This window comes from Flaviramulus aquimarinus, from assembly GCF_039543205.1.
GTDB lineage: Bacteria > Bacteroidota > Bacteroidia > Flavobacteriales > Flavobacteriaceae > Flaviramulus_B > Flaviramulus_B aquimarinus.
The window spans coordinates 1,734,304-1,748,810 of sequence record NZ_BAABJH010000001.1 but is presented as its reverse complement, the minus strand read 5'-3'; the positions used below and the strand labels follow the sequence as shown (position 1 = coordinate 1,748,810).

At 33.1% G+C, this 14,507-nt stretch carries 10 protein-coding genes; 7 read left to right on the top strand and 3 right to left on the bottom strand.

Features of this window, described 5'->3' with window-relative positions; translation table 11 throughout:
- Positions 1–6: 6 nt before the first annotated feature.
- A complete protein-coding gene (locus tag ABD941_RS07990) occupies positions 7–735 on the bottom strand; it encodes a LytR/AlgR family response regulator transcription factor (RefSeq protein ID WP_345273586.1) in 729 nt (242 codons plus the stop codon).
- Complete coding sequence (locus ABD941_RS07985; RefSeq protein WP_345273585.1) at positions 732–1,547, bottom strand: sensor histidine kinase; 816 nt, start codon at positions 1,545–1,547, stop codon at positions 732–734. Before ABD941_RS07985 ends, ABD941_RS07990 begins: the two co-directional genes overlap by 4 nt.
- Before the next feature lie 461 nt (positions 1,548–2,008).
- Here ABD941_RS07985 and ABD941_RS07980 point away from each other — a divergent pair, with 461 nt between their 5' ends.
- From ABD941_RS07980 to ABD941_RS07950, 7 genes are all read left to right on the top strand, one after another.
- On the top strand, positions 2,009–5,119 hold the full coding sequence (locus ABD941_RS07980; protein WP_345273584.1) for a SusC/RagA family TonB-linked outer membrane protein: 3,111 nt from the start codon (positions 2,009–2,011) through the stop codon (positions 5,117–5,119).
- Positions 5,120–5,124: 5 nt separating this feature from the next.
- Positions 5,125–6,702, top strand: coding sequence for a RagB/SusD family nutrient uptake outer membrane protein (locus ABD941_RS07975; protein ID WP_345273583.1), 1,578 nt, complete (start codon positions 5,125–5,127; stop codon positions 6,700–6,702).
- Positions 6,703–6,809: 107 nt separating this feature from the next.
- Positions 6,810–8,732, top strand: coding sequence for a glucosamine-6-phosphate deaminase (nagB, locus tag ABD941_RS07970; RefSeq protein ID WP_345273582.1), 1,923 nt, complete (start codon positions 6,810–6,812; stop codon positions 8,730–8,732).
- 16 nt (positions 8,733–8,748) lie between these two features.
- A complete protein-coding gene (locus ABD941_RS07965) occupies positions 8,749–9,183 on the top strand; it encodes a hypothetical protein (RefSeq protein WP_345273581.1) in 435 nt (144 codons plus the stop codon).
- 28 nt (positions 9,184–9,211) lie between these two features.
- Positions 9,212–11,263 carry a beta-N-acetylhexosaminidase gene (locus tag ABD941_RS07960; RefSeq protein ID WP_345273580.1) on the top strand — a complete coding sequence of 684 codons (2,052 nt, stop codon included), beginning with the start codon at positions 9,212–9,214 and terminating at the stop codon, positions 11,261–11,263.
- A 27-nt stretch (positions 11,264–11,290) separates the two neighbouring features.
- Positions 11,291–12,139 carry an N-acetylglucosamine kinase gene (locus ABD941_RS07955; RefSeq protein ID WP_345273579.1) on the top strand — a complete coding sequence of 283 codons (849 nt, stop codon included), beginning with the start codon at positions 11,291–11,293 and terminating at the stop codon, positions 12,137–12,139.
- A 39-nt stretch (positions 12,140–12,178) separates the two neighbouring features.
- Positions 12,179–12,493, top strand: a complete 315-nt coding sequence (locus ABD941_RS07950; RefSeq protein WP_345273578.1) for a hypothetical protein — start codon at positions 12,179–12,181, stop codon at positions 12,491–12,493.
- A 6-nt stretch (positions 12,494–12,499) separates the two neighbouring features.
- Here ABD941_RS07950 and ABD941_RS07945 read toward each other — a convergent pair whose 3' ends face one another.
- Positions 12,500–14,176, bottom strand: coding sequence for a glycerol-3-phosphate dehydrogenase/oxidase (locus ABD941_RS07945; protein WP_345273577.1), 1,677 nt, complete (start codon positions 14,174–14,176; stop codon positions 12,500–12,502).
- Between the last annotated feature and the right edge of the window lie 331 nt (positions 14,177–14,507).

The following is a 14,507-nucleotide window of genomic DNA, read 5'->3' as shown; positions in this document are numbered from 1 at the left end:
TATGGGTTAGTTTTTATGCTCTTTATCGTCGTTAATATTAAATATACGCTCCTTTGTTTGCTTTACATAATTTCGTCCTATCGGGATTTTTCTATTTGAAATCTCAACCGTATTGCCCTCTAAAGCAATAACTTTATTAATTGAAATGGTATAAGATCGATGAATACGTATAAAGTTTGATTGTGGCAATTCCTCGGTTATGGCAGTAAGTGATTTATGTACCACATAATCGCCTAGCGTAGTAATAACTTTAATATAGTCTTTAAGGCTTTCAATGTATAAAATATCGTTTAGGTTTATTTTAATTAGCTTTTTATTGACTTTTAAAAAAATATGCGGCTCTTGTTGTAAACTAACATCTGCCGAGGTGTTACTAACATAAACTTGTTGATATACCTTATTTATTGTTTTTAAAAACCGATTGAATGGAATAGGTTTCACCAAATAATCTAAAATATTAAGTTCAAAACTTTTTACCGCATATTCCCGATAAGCAGTCGTAATAACTATTAGGGGCTTGTAACTTAGGTTGTCTATAAAAGCAAAACCTGTCATCTGAGGCATATTAATATCTAAAAAAACAAGATCTATTTTTTCTTGCTCTAAAACACGATATGCTTTTAGAGGATTATTAAATGTTTCAACAATTTCAACATGATCAAAATTCTTTAAATGATTTTCAATCACAGAAATGGCTAAGGGTTCATCGTCAATTATAATGCACTTAATTTTCATTGTACAGGAATTTTTAAGAACAATTTATAGGTGTTTCCTTCAACTTTAGACTCTAAAACAAAGTTATTGGAAAAAAGTAATTTTAATCGCCGTTTTGCATTCTCATTACCAATTCCGCTAGCAATATATTCAGTTGCTTTTGGATTAAAATTATTTATTAAGGTAAATTCCAAATAGCCATTATTCAAAACATCAAAGCTCATTTTTATTTTTAACTGGTCATTTTCTTTCATGCCATGCTTAAAACAATTTTCAACAAAAGAAAGAAATAATAAAGGAGGCACACAAATATCTTCAATACCTCCTGTTATGTCCATTTCGGCATCAACCCTATCATCGAACCTCAAACGCTCAATATCTATAAAATTATTAATATGGTTTATTTCCTTCAGCAAACTAGCTTTAGAGCTTTTAACCTCGTATAAAATGTACTGCATCATATCAGATAATTTAATAATCAATCGTAGTGCATTATCAGATTTCTTTAAAGTTAAAGCATATAAGTTGTTTAAGGTATTAAAAAAGAAGTGAGGTTGGATTTGTGTTCGTAAATATTTAAGTTCAGTACTCATTTGAAGTTTTGCCAAATCTTCATTTCTTTGTTTCTCTATGGTCCAATCAATTACTAATTTAATAGCTGTTACAAATCCTATAACATATAATTCGCCAAGTACCACGGCTATTATATGGTTTAATTCCAAAAATTTTGCAGGATCTTCTGCCTCTGGCCAAATATCTTTAGTTACTAAAAGGTAATTAAGACCAGTTCTAACCAAATAAACAGATACTAGCATTATTGCTAATGAGAACATATAATTCCAATATTTTTTCCGAAGTATAAACTTAGGAATCAAATAATAAACATTTATATAAACGATTATAATATGAATAGGGAATTCTACTAAATTAGATTTTAATGAATACCAATAATCATCGAAATAACTCCCCCATCTTACGACGTTAAAAAAAAAGTAGCCCATCCAAAATATTACATGATATTTGATGGGGATGGTTTCTCCTATTTTCTTATTGAATATTGAAATAATTCTTTCTTTTGAATGGATTTTATTATTAAAAGCCTATTAATTTACAGCAATTTTAGTGATATATTAACTAATTAGCAATTAAATTGACAATTGTTTATTTTACTAAAATCGCTTATCGAACATAAAATGTTGTCTGTGTGTAAAACCATGTCGTTTATATAATTTTTTTTAAAACTATTTTGATAATGAATAGTTTGGCTTAACTAAAAAAATAAAATAATCAAATTATGAAACAAAATTTACGAACACTATTCTTGTTTTCTTTTTTACTATTAATTGTGCAAATTTCATTTGCTCAAGAAAAAGATATAACAGGAACAGTAACTTCAAAAGTAGATGGCATTCCACTTCCTGGTGTGAATGTAACGGTACAGGAAACCTCTAATGGTGCCCAAACAGATTTTGATGGGAATTATACTCTAACAGCAAATGTTGGCGATATTTTAAACTTTTCTTATCTGGGAATGACCAGTGTACAAGTAACCGTTGGAGCATCTAATGTTATTGATGTACAAATGCTAGAAGATGCCACGCAATTAAACGAGGTGGTTGTAACGGCATTAGGTATTAAGAAAGAAAGAAAAACATTAACTTATTCTGCTCAAGATGTTAAAGGCGATGATTTAACACGAGTTAAACAAGTTAACCCAATTAATAGCTTATCTGGGAAATCCGCAGGTTTAACCATTACAAGAAGTGCATCTGGTGTTGGTGGCGCTACTAAAGTGGTTTTAAGAGGAAACTCTTCTACAAGCAATAATGACCCGCTATACGTTATAGATGGTATACCTATGCTTAACAATGGTAACGGTCAAAACGGGGAGGCTCCTGGAACAAGTATTTTTGGTGCCCAAACTGGAAATAGAGATGGTGGAGATATTACCTCTCTTATCAATCCAGATGATGTTGAAAGCATGACCATATTAAAAGGGGCTTCTGCAGCAGCATTATATGGTAGTCAAGGAGCAAATGGTGTTATACTAATTACGACCAAAAGTGGAAAAGATGGCAAAATTAAAGTAAACTTCAATTCAACATTTACTGTTGACAACGTGGTATCTTTACCAGAATTACAAACGGAATATCAATCTTTATCCGTTGGTGGTGCTATAGCAGAAAATGGAAGAGTAACAGACCCTAAATCTTGGGGAGCAAAAACCGGTGGCTTATCAAATACAGTAGATGATTTTTTTAAAACAGGTACTACAGCAACACAAGCTATTTCTTTAAGCGCAGGAAATAAAGTGGCTCAAACCTACTTTTCATTTGCTAATACCTCAGCAACAGGGGTTATGCCAGAAAACCGATTGAACAGAAATGTTTTTAACTTACGAGAAACAGCTAGTTTTTTAAATGATAAAATTCAAGTGTCTGCAAATATTAGCTTATCAGATCAGCGTATTTGGAATAGACCGGGTAATGGTTTATACTCTAACCCTTTAACAGGGCTATACCTTAACCCTGTTGGTATCGATTTAAATACTTATAAAAATAAATTTGAGTATTTTAATGCAGCAACCAACATGATGGATCAATTTGCAACATCATTTGATGAAAACATTCAGCAAAACCCATATTGGTTAATCAACAGAAACCCAAGTAAAGATATTGCTCAAAGAACCCTAGCTAGTGTTAGTGTAAAATATCAACTTAATGATAATTTATCATTACAATCTAGAGGAAGTTTTGATAAATCATTCTTTACTTTTGATAAAAAATTATATGCGGGTAGTGATCTAACATTTGTTCCTACAACTGGACGATACATTCTTGAAAAAACAGAAAACACACAGCAATATTTAGATTTTATTGCTAATTATAACAGAGATTTATCAGAAGATTTTGATTTCAACTTAACACTTGGAACCAGTCTTACTAAGTACAAAATTGGAGACCAAATTCTACTAGATTCTGGTCCAGAAGGATTAAAGTTCCCTAATGAGTTTACAATTGCAAACTTCGAGTCATCTAATGGAATTGCCCAAACAGTTTCCAATAGAGAGGTGCAATCTGTTTTTGGAGCTGTAAACATTGGCTATAAAGATATGTTGTATTTAGATATAACAGGTAGAACAGATTGGTCTTCAACACTAGTCAATACAAATTCCAGCTCATTCTTTTATCCTTCATTTGGTTTAACCAACGTATTGTCAGAAATGTTTGAAATGCCAGACGCAGTTGATTTCGCAAAGGTAAGAGTCTCATACGCTGAAGTTGGTAAAGACATTCCTGCTTTTGCAACCGTGCCTTTAAGAACTATTGGAACAACCGGAACAACCGGAACTGTGGGTTCTGCAAACCAAGCCACATTTGCACCAAGAGAAGGTGAAACTTTAGAACCAGAAAAACAAAAATCTTTTGAAATTGGTACCGAATGGCGCTTTTTTGGAAACAGATTAGGTCTAGACCTAACGTATTACAGTTCTACAACAGAAAATCAAATTTTCTTTATTGCTGCACAACCTAATGTACAAGGCTACACACAAAATATTGTTAATGCAGGTGAAATTTCAAATAAAGGAATTGAATTAGTACTTAATGGCAAGCCTATTGTAAACGATAACTTTAAATGGAATACCGCTTTAAACTTTGCTTCAAACAAAAACAAAGTAGTCTCAGTACACCCATCGCTTGATAATGGAGAAGCTATCTTGACTGCTCCAGGTGTTAATGGTTATGGTTATTCTTTAGTTGAAGGTGAAGATTTTGGTAGTATTCGTGGTCGTTCAGTAATGAGAAACGAAAATGGATTACCAATTGTTACAGATGATGGAAGTGGAAACTTAACCATTGAAGCTTCAGAATTTGAAACTATAGCACATGCTCAACCTGATTTCACTTTAGGTTTAAGCAATACATTCGATTTTAAAAACTTTTCAATAAACTTTTTAATTGATGGTAAATTTGGAGGTGATGTTGTAAGTGTTACAGAAGCTGTTAACGATTTTTATGGTGTATCTCAAGCATCTGCTGATGCAAGAAACGCCAATGGAGGTATGATCAACGTAGTAACTACTAGTGGTGCAAGTGCACAAATGACAGCCCAAGATTATTACACTAAAACAGGAGGTAGAGCTGGCTTACTAGGAGAATATGTGTACAGTGCAACAAATGTAACTCTAAGAGAATTATCTATTGGATATACGCTACCAAAAATTAACGATTTCTTTGATTCTATCAAATTATCATTGATTGCAAACAACCTGTTTTTCATTTATAAAGATGCACCATTCGACCCGAATATTGCTTCTAGTACAGGTATCGGGTTACAGGGTGTCGATATATATGGTCAACCTTCAACAAGAAGTGTAGGATTAAACATTAACGTAAATTTCTAAGAAAAATGAAAAAAATATATAAATACCTACTAGCTTCTTTTATGGTAATTGGTTTTGCTAGTTGTACAGATGATTTTGAAAATATAAATACAAACCCTCATGGTATTACCGAAGAGAGTTTAAGGCAAATGAACAATAATGTTGGTAACGAATTTGGCCCCATGTTTTTAAATGTGTTCAACGTAACACCAGCATGGAATTACCAATTGCAACAAGGATTAATGGGCGATGTGTTTTCTGGTTATATGACTGCACCAACTCCTTTTGCTGGAAATGTAAACAATCAAACCTATGCCTTAGTTGATGGATGGAATGGTTTTCCTTGGAGCGATGCCTATGGAAATGTAATGCCACAGGCTTTAAATGTGAAAAATGCAGTAGATTTAAGTGGAGACCCGAATGGCGCAAAGTTTGTGCATCTAGCAAACATTATTAAAGTTACAGCTATGCATCGAGTTGCTGATATTTACGGACCAATACGCTACACCAAGTTTAATGATTTTGCCACAACAGGTGAATACGACCCACAAGATGTTGCTTATCAAGCCTTTTTTAATGACCTAGGAGAAGCTATTAATGCACTAGAAGCTTTTGAAGGAGAGGGGCAATTCATGCCTTTTGATATGTCGAATTTAGCAGGAGATATTGCATTATGGAGACAATTTGCAAACAGCTTAAGATTACGTTTGGCAATCCGAATTTCTAAAGTTAACCCAACCTTGGCTAAAACCCAAGGAGAGCTTTCACTAGCCAATAATGCTGGTTTAATGGAGAGTTCAGATATGGTAATCAATACAGGCTTCCCGCACCCAATTACAGTAATTAGTGGGTCTTGGGGCGATATTAGAATGGGTGCCGAAATGGAGTCTATCTTAACGGGCTATAATGATGATAGAATTGAAACTTATTTTAACCCTTCAGAAGATGAATCTTTAGCTGGCAATTACAAAGGAATTAGAATGGGAATAGACATCAGTGCCAAAAGCGAATATGGAGATCATGCTTCTATTGGAAGTGTTATTGATGGCGAAACCTTAACGTGGATGACAGCTGCCGAAGTTCATTTCTTAAAAGCTGAAGCTGCTTTAAGAGGGTGGTCTGGAGCAGGCAATGCAAAAACCAATTACGAAGCTGGTGTTACAGCATCCTTTACACAACATGGAATTGGAGGGGTTACCGAATATTTAGCAGATAACGTAAGTATCCCAGCAGATTTTGTTGATGCACTTAACTCCAATAATGATATTGCTTACGCAAGTGATGTAAAAATAGCTTACAATGATGCTGGAACAAACGAGGAACAATTAGAGCAAATTATTACTCAAAAATGGATTGCGATGTTCCCAGACGGACAGGAAGCTTGGTCTGAATTTAGACGTACAGGCTACCCAAGAATATTTCCTGTAGTTGTTAACAATAGTGGAGGAGATATCGATACTAACATTCAAGTGAGGAGAATAAACTTTGTTGAAGGTGAAGTGAATACAAATGGGGATAACGTAAGTACTGCTGTTAGCTATTTAAGCGGTCCAGACCATGGAGGAACGCGTCTATGGTGGGACACGGGAGGACCAAATTTTTAATTGAAAGTTGAATTAGTTTTTAAGTTTAGTTTGATGTTAAGCAAACGGAAAATTCAGGTTTTTCGTTTGCTTTAACCAAAAAGTATTAACCACAAAAAAGTATTACTGTGAAAATTGCAGACCATAAAAATATAGCTTATGCACAAGCAGGGAAGTTTGAAGAAACACGTTTTGAAAAAATACATAATATTATTTTCAAAGATTCTAACGAAGCTTCCATTTTAGTTGCTCAAGAAATTGCTAATTTGGTTAGAGAAAAAGAAAGTCAAAACAAACCTTGTATTCTAGGTTTAGCTACAGGATCTTCCCCTATAAAAGTTTACGAAGAACTTATCAGGATACACAAAGAAGAAGGCTTAAGTTTTGCGAACGTTATCACTTTTAACCTTGATGAGTATTATCCTATGGATAAAAATAACATACAAAGTTATTTTTATTTCATGCATGAGCACCTTTTCAATCATATCGATATTTTACCCGAAAACATTAATATACCAAACGGAAAGGTTAGTGCCGAAGATTTATACCAATCCTGTATCGATTACGAAATGAAAATTAAGGCTGTAGGCGGTTTAGATTTTCAACTGCTTGGTATTGGTAGAACAGGTCATATTGGTTTTAACGAACCTGGTTCTCATCTTAACTCTGGTACAAGAAATATTACTTTAGACCATATAACACGAGTTGATGCTGCACCTGCTTTTTTGGGTATTGATAATGTGCCGAGAAAGGCCATTACTATGGGAATAGGAACGGTACTAAGTGCAAAACGTATAGTCCTTTTAGGTTGGGGTGCTAATAAAGCAGAAATTCTTAAAGAAACCATTGAAGGCGAAATAACCTCTGAGGTTCCAGCAACCTATTTACAACACCACAATAACACCACATTTATTATAGATGAGGGAGCATCCTCTGAATTAACACGAGTAAAAACACCTTGGTTAGTAACCTCATGTGTTTGGGATGAATCTTTAAAGTTAAAGGCTGTGGTTTGGCTTTCTGAACTTTTAAACAAATCCATTTTAAAATTAACAGATAAAGATTACAACAATAATGGTATGTCTGGTCTACTTACCGAAGAGGGCACTGCTTACGATTTAAACATAAAAATGTTTAACAAGTTACAGCATACTATTACAGGATGGCCAGGAGGAAAACCAAATGCAGATGACTCTAACAGGCCAGAGCGCGCCAATATTCCAAAAAAACGTGTAATTATTTTTAGCCCGCACCCAGATGATGATGTCATTTCTATGGGAGGGACCTTTGATAGATTAGTGGAGCAAGGGCACGATGTTCATATTGCATATCAAACGTCTGGAAACATTGCAGTTTCAGATGAAGAAGCATTAAAATTTGCTGAAATCACTCAAACTCTATGTCCTAATTGTGAAGAAACGCAAAGCATTATCAATTTTCTTAAACTGAAAACGGATAATGATATTGATTCTAACGAAGTACGACAACTAAAAGGTTTAATAAGACGAAGTGAATCACTAGCAGCAACACGATATTTAGGACTTAACGATGAAAATGTTCATTTTCTTGATCTGCCGTTTTACGAAACAGGCACCATAAAAAAGAACAATATTTCAGATGATGATATTAGTATCATGTATAGTCTAATTGAAAACATAAAACCTCATCAAATTTATGCAGCAGGAGATTTAGCTGATCCACATGGAACACATAAAGTGTGTTTAGATGCTTTATTTATGGCTCTAGAAGAACTAAAACATAATAAATACATGGATGATTGTTGGGTCTGGCTATACCGTGGCGCATGGCACGAATGGGAATCCTATCAAATTGAAATGGCAGTTCCTATGAGCCCTGATCAAGTCCTAAAAAAACGACATGCTATATTTTATCACCAATCACAAAAAGATGGTGTTATGTTTCAAGGCGGAGATTCAAGAGAGTTTTGGGTACGTGTGGAAGATAGGAATAGGCTAACAGCCAAAAAATATAACGATTTAGGACTGGCAGATTATGCCGCCATAGAAGCCTTTAAACGTTATCATTTCTAAAAAAAGGAGAAGAAGAATGAAACGTACAGGTCTTGTCTTAATCGTTATTTTAAGCCTCATTAGTTGTTCAAATAACGATAAGAAAGCCGCAAATAAATTAGTTGGAACTTGGGACATGGTATATGCCGAAATGATTGAAAATGATTCTTTAAAAATAAAAGATTTAACAAATACTAGGTTTATAAAAATTATAAACCATAGCCATTTTTCTTTTTTCAATCAGGAAAATAATAGTCCAAAAAGCTATTATTCAGGTGCTGGAACCTATACTTTGAATGGAAATAGTTATATGGAAACTTTAAATTTCGCTGCTGTTAGTGCTATTAAAAACCATACGTTTCCATTTACCATTGCGTTTAAAGGAGATACCTTAATTCAATCTGGTATTGAAGAAGTAAAACAAGCAGGGATTAAGCGAAAAATTATTGAAAAGTATATTAGAATCAATTAATGTTTCTTTTCTTAAAACTTAAAATTAAATGAAAAAAAATATACTATATCTTTTACTTTTTAGCTGTTTTTATCAATACGTAAGCTCACAAAACGCATTGTTAGAAAGCTATAACCTGATGCCTTGGCCAAAAGAAATCAAAGAAAACCCTGCTAAGTTTATTATTAATAGCGATGTTACGATATCATTAAGCCCTAATAATAGAGGACGAGTTCGTAACGCCGCTGTTAATTTTTTAAGACGCTTAAGCACTCGAACCGGTGTGTTTTTAGGTGAAGGATTTCCTATAACAAATAAAGAAGGTCATATAAAAATAACATTTGATACCGTTTCTAAGCTAGGTATTGAAAATGATGAATCTTACACATTAGATATAAACGATACTTCAGTAAACATAAAAGCAAAAACAGATATTGGTGCCATTAGAGGTTTAGAAACACTCTTACAGCTAACCCATAATAACGAAACCAACTATTTTTTTCCAGGAGTTAATATAATAGACAATCCAAGGTTTGTTTGGCGTGGGTTAATGATTGACGTGGCAAGACACTTTCAACCAGTTAACGTTATTAAAAGAAATTTAAGAGCTATGGCATCGGTAAAAATGAATGTGTTTCATTGGCATTTAACCGATGATCAAGGGTTTAGGATAGAATCCAAAGTATATCCAAAACTTCAAGAATTAGCTTCAGATGGGCTATACTATACTCAAGAACAAATAAAAGATATAGTTACATATGCTGATAATTTAGGAATTCGTGTTATTCCAGAATTGGATGTTCCAGGACACGCCTCTGCGATTCTAGCAGCTTACCCAGAACTTGGAAGTAAAGATAATTACAACTATACTATCGAACGCAATTCTGGTGTATTTGACCCTACATTAAATCCAACAAAAATTATTACTTATGAGTTTCTAGAAAACTTATTTTCTGAAATAGCGCCATTATTTCCAGATGACTATTTTCATATTGGAGGAGATGAAAATGAAGGTAAACATTGGAATGAAAACAAAGATATCCAACGATTTAAAAACCAACATGGTTTAAAAACAAATCATGATTTACAAACCTATTTCAATATTAAACTTGAAAAAATCCTAAGTAAATTAGGAAAAACATTAATGGGCTGGGATGAAATCATGACTCCAAATATGCCAACATCAGCTGTAATACATTCATGGCGCGGAGAAAATGAGGGGCTTACCAAAGGAGGTTCTTTAATAAAGGCAGCAAAAAAAGGCTATCAAACCGTACTTTCCAACGGTTATTATATTGATAGAATGTTACCCGTAGAGCATCATTATAACGTTGACCCTATAGGCAATGTACAACTAACCAAAGCCGAGCAATCTCGTATTTTAGGTGGAGAAGCCACCATGTGGAGTGAATTGGTTACACAGCAAACCATCGATTCTAGAATATGGCCTAGAACAGCCGCAATAGCTGAGCGTTTTTGGTCGCCACAAGCTATTAATGATGTTAATGCCATGAAAAAACGCCTTGCAACAGTATCTTTTCAGTTAGAGGAATTAGGACTTACACATATTAAAAACAGAGATGTTATTTTAAGAAATATGACCAACAATCAAGATATTTCATCACTAATTACATTATCAAAAATTTGTGAACCTTTAAAAATATACGCAAGAAATAAAGACGGCATAGAATACAAAACCTATTCACCTTTTAATTTGTTTGCAGATGCTTGCGTTGTGAATGCTGAAGATGCTCAACCTTTTATCAATCAGGTTTCTAATTATATTAAGAACCCCAACAAAGCTCATGAAGCTGAAGTTATGCACTACTTAAACAAGTGGTCCAAAAACTATACCCATTTTTCTAAACTTCAAAAAAACCCTAAAATAAGTCCGTTAGAAAAACTGTCTAAAACAATTTCAGACGTGTCCTTAATGCTTTCTAAAGCCATAAAAAATAAAAATATTTCAACCAAAAACCTCAACATCATTAAAGACCATATCAAAGTTTTAAGCAACCCATTTGTAGATGTTGAAGTTGCTATTATTGAAGCTTTAACAAGGCTAACCCATTATTCTGAATCTAACAATTTACAAAATTAACACCCTTTCATTTTAAAAAAAGATACTATGGTTTTAATAGCCGACAGCGGTTCTACAAAATGCGACTGGATACTTTGTGAACATAAAGAAAAAGAACCTATTCGAATAAAAACTAAAGGATTAAATCCAGCTATTTTAACTAAAAAAGAGTTTTGTAACATTATAGATGGTTGCGTTGAACTCAATAAACATAAAGATAAAGTAACCAACATTCATTTTTTTGGAGCTGGATGCGGAACAAAAAAAAATCAAAATAAGGTTAATAAAATATTAGAGTCTTTTTTTGAAAATGCTAAATCCGAAACCAATGAAGACACTATGGCCGCAGTTATGGCTACAACAAAAGAACCTGCTGTTGTCTGTATTCTAGGCACAGGTTCAAACTGTTGTTACTATGATGGAAAAACAGCACATTTAAAATCGCCAGCATTAGGCTATATTTTAATGGATGAAGGTAGTGGCAACTATTTTGGTAAAGAACTTTTAAAAGCTTATTACTATAAGCAAATGCCAAAAAATTTAAGGGTCTTGTTCGAGAAGGATCATAACTTAAAAGAAAAAGAAGTTGTTAAAAAACTATACAAGTCTCCTACGCCTAATAAATATTTAGCAGAGTTTGCACGCTTCTTATTCAAAAATGAAAATCATCCCTTTATAAAACGATTACTTATAAACGGTATGCACACATTTGTTAAAAATCATGTCCAATTATACCGCCAAGAATTAAAAACAGTTCCATTGCATTTTGTTGGTTCTATAGCTTATTATGCACAAGATTATTTAGCGTTAGCCCTAAGTAAATATGGGTTAAAAGCTTCAAGTTTTATTAAAAGTCCAATTGAGAATATCATTAAACAGCAAAGCAAATTGAATTAAAAAACGATTAAAACAAATATAATTCCGAATTAAAGCATAATGAATCAAAAAGCATCTACCATACATATTAATACATACTACGAATTAGTAAGCATTGAGTCCTTTCCAAGTAAATCACTATACAAAACATTTATAAATTGGGTAAGTGGAGAGTTTGAGCTTTTTCTACAAGAAAAAATACAGGATTTGAAAATATTTTTTCCAGGTGGTTGGATTAACATCAATGAAGTAAAAACCCATAGCACTAATTTTACATTTAAAATAATAGTGAAAAGTAAATATCAGGAAAAAGGCATTCAAATAAACAACCAAATAAAAGCTATATTAAGCCATCTAATAAGGCTAAAGGCTTAAAAATCACTACCTAAATTCTTCGTTATAATATGTAGTGGCGTCTTGCAAAAGGAGTTCCAATTCCACTTTTTCCAAAACAATTTTATCAGCATGCCAGTTCAGGTAGTTTATAAAATCATTTAAAATAATATCTCGATACTTTTTAATACTTGAAATATTAAAATACAAACGCCCGGTGCGTCTCACAAAGAAATCTGTGAGGCTATTTGTCATTTCATAATGTATACAAAACCAAAGCTCAGCACGAATTAATCGCTCTAAAGCATTCTTGTTTTCAAAATCTTCAGATTTCTCTAAAATAGTATCAGATTGTTTCCCGTAGGTTGTACATAAATACCAAGCATGGTAACGATCTGTTATACCCAACTTAACCAGCTGATTTTCTATATATAATTGATATTGATTAACGTCATTAGAAGATTCAAGTGTCGGGCTTACCAAAGGAATTGTTTTGGTTGATGATACTTTAAGCTTTTTTTCACCTTTTTCCTTCATAGTTTTTAAAACAACTTCCATGACACGTTGAGCCATTTTACGGTATCCTGTTAGTTTTCCTCCAGCAATGGATATCAATCCACTATCCGAAATAAATAACTCATCTTTTCTTGATAATTCCGAAGGGTCTTTATCTTCTTCGTGAATAAGAGGTCTTAAACCAGCCCAATTGGATTCAATATCTTTAATGGTTACCTGAACATTAGGGAACGTATTATTAATGGCTTCTAAAAGATACTCGGCATCATTTTTAGTAGTAACCACGCGATCTAAGCTTCCTGAATAATTAGTATCTGTAGTACCCACATAAGTTACACGACCTCTTGGGATAGCAAAAACCATTCTACCATCTGGAACATCAAAATATACCGATTGTTTTACTGGAAATTTTTCAAATGGAAATACGATATGTACACCTTTGGTAAGGTGCAAATATTTGTTTTTTACTGAATGATCTTTTGTACGAAGCAAATCAACCCAAGGTCCAGTAGCAGACACATAGTATTTCGCTTTAATCACGTATGTACTTCCTGTATTATGATCAACGCAATTAAGGCTTTTAATTTTAGAATCGGTATTGTAATTAAAGGATTCCATCTCGAAATAATTCATTAAAATGGCTCCAAAAGTGGCTGTTTTTTTTAATATCTCAATGGTTAATCTGGCATCATCCGTTCTATATTCAGCGTAAAGCCCACTGCCTAAAACCTTATTTTTATCAAGCAATGGCTCTTTATTAAGCGTTTCCTCTTTATCTAACATTTTACGCCGATCCGAGCCCTTAACATCTGCTAAAAAATCATAAATTTTAAGACCTATGGCAGCCATCATTTTTCCATAAGTTCCACCTTCTACAATAGGTAACAGCATCTTTTCTGGAAGAACTAGATGCGGAACCAGTTTATGAACAACGGCTCGCTCTGAACCCGATTCTCTTACCAAGCCAATTTCCAATTGTTTTAGATAACGTAAACCGCCATGAATTAATTTGGTCGATTTATTACTTGTTCCAGAAGCAAAATCATGCTTTTCTATAAGACAGACTTTTAATCCTCGCGAGGCAGCTTCCAAAGCTATTCCGGCTCCTGTTATACCGCCGCCAATAATGGCTAAATCAAAATTTGAAGTTAGTAACCTCTCTATTTGTGCCTGTCTATTTAAAATTGAAAAACCTTCTAACTCCTCCATTAATTACATCTTACTTTCTTGAAATCAAAAATAAATATAATTCTGGATTAATGCATAAGTGTATTTAAACCCTATTTTTATAAGATTTTATATATTTAATTTTCTTCTTAATTAAAGTATGTGGATTTTAATAAGCTTATAAAATGATTTGGGTTATTATTTAATGTTAAATTTGTAATACTTTCTTTTTTATGTAATGCTTTTATGAAAACAACCTGTTTTTAAAAAATGTAACCCTAATATTTAAAACAAAAATGAAAGTATTATAATTGACACTATGAATCAAAGTGATAAGGACATTAATTATACAACAACCATAAATTTTAATCTA

Bases quoted from the DNA above. Each gene is read 5' to 3' on its own strand.
- ABD941_RS07990 (WP_345273586.1), bottom strand. From the start codon at position 735: ATGAAAATTAAGTGCATTATAATTGACGATGAACCCTTAGCCATTTCT.
- ABD941_RS07960 (WP_345273580.1), top strand. From the start codon at position 9,212: ATGAAAAAAAATATACTATATCTTTTACTTTTTAGCTGTTTTTATCAA.
- ABD941_RS07985 (WP_345273585.1), bottom strand. From the start codon at position 1,547: ATGTTCTCATTAGCAATAATGCTAGTATCTGTTTATTTGGTTAGAACT.
- ABD941_RS07955 (WP_345273579.1), top strand. From the start codon at position 11,291: ATGGTTTTAATAGCCGACAGCGGTTCTACAAAATGCGACTGGATACTT.
- ABD941_RS07980 (WP_345273584.1), top strand. From the start codon at position 2,009: ATGAAACAAAATTTACGAACACTATTCTTGTTTTCTTTTTTACTATTA.
- ABD941_RS07950 (WP_345273578.1), top strand. From the start codon at position 12,179: ATGAATCAAAAAGCATCTACCATACATATTAATACATACTACGAATTA.
- ABD941_RS07965 (WP_345273581.1), top strand. From the start codon at position 8,749: ATGAAACGTACAGGTCTTGTCTTAATCGTTATTTTAAGCCTCATTAGT.
- ABD941_RS07945 (WP_345273577.1), bottom strand. From the start codon at position 14,176: ATGGAGGAGTTAGAAGGTTTTTCAATTTTAAATAGACAGGCACAAATA.
- ABD941_RS07975 (WP_345273583.1), top strand. From the start codon at position 5,125: ATGAAAAAAATATATAAATACCTACTAGCTTCTTTTATGGTAATTGGT.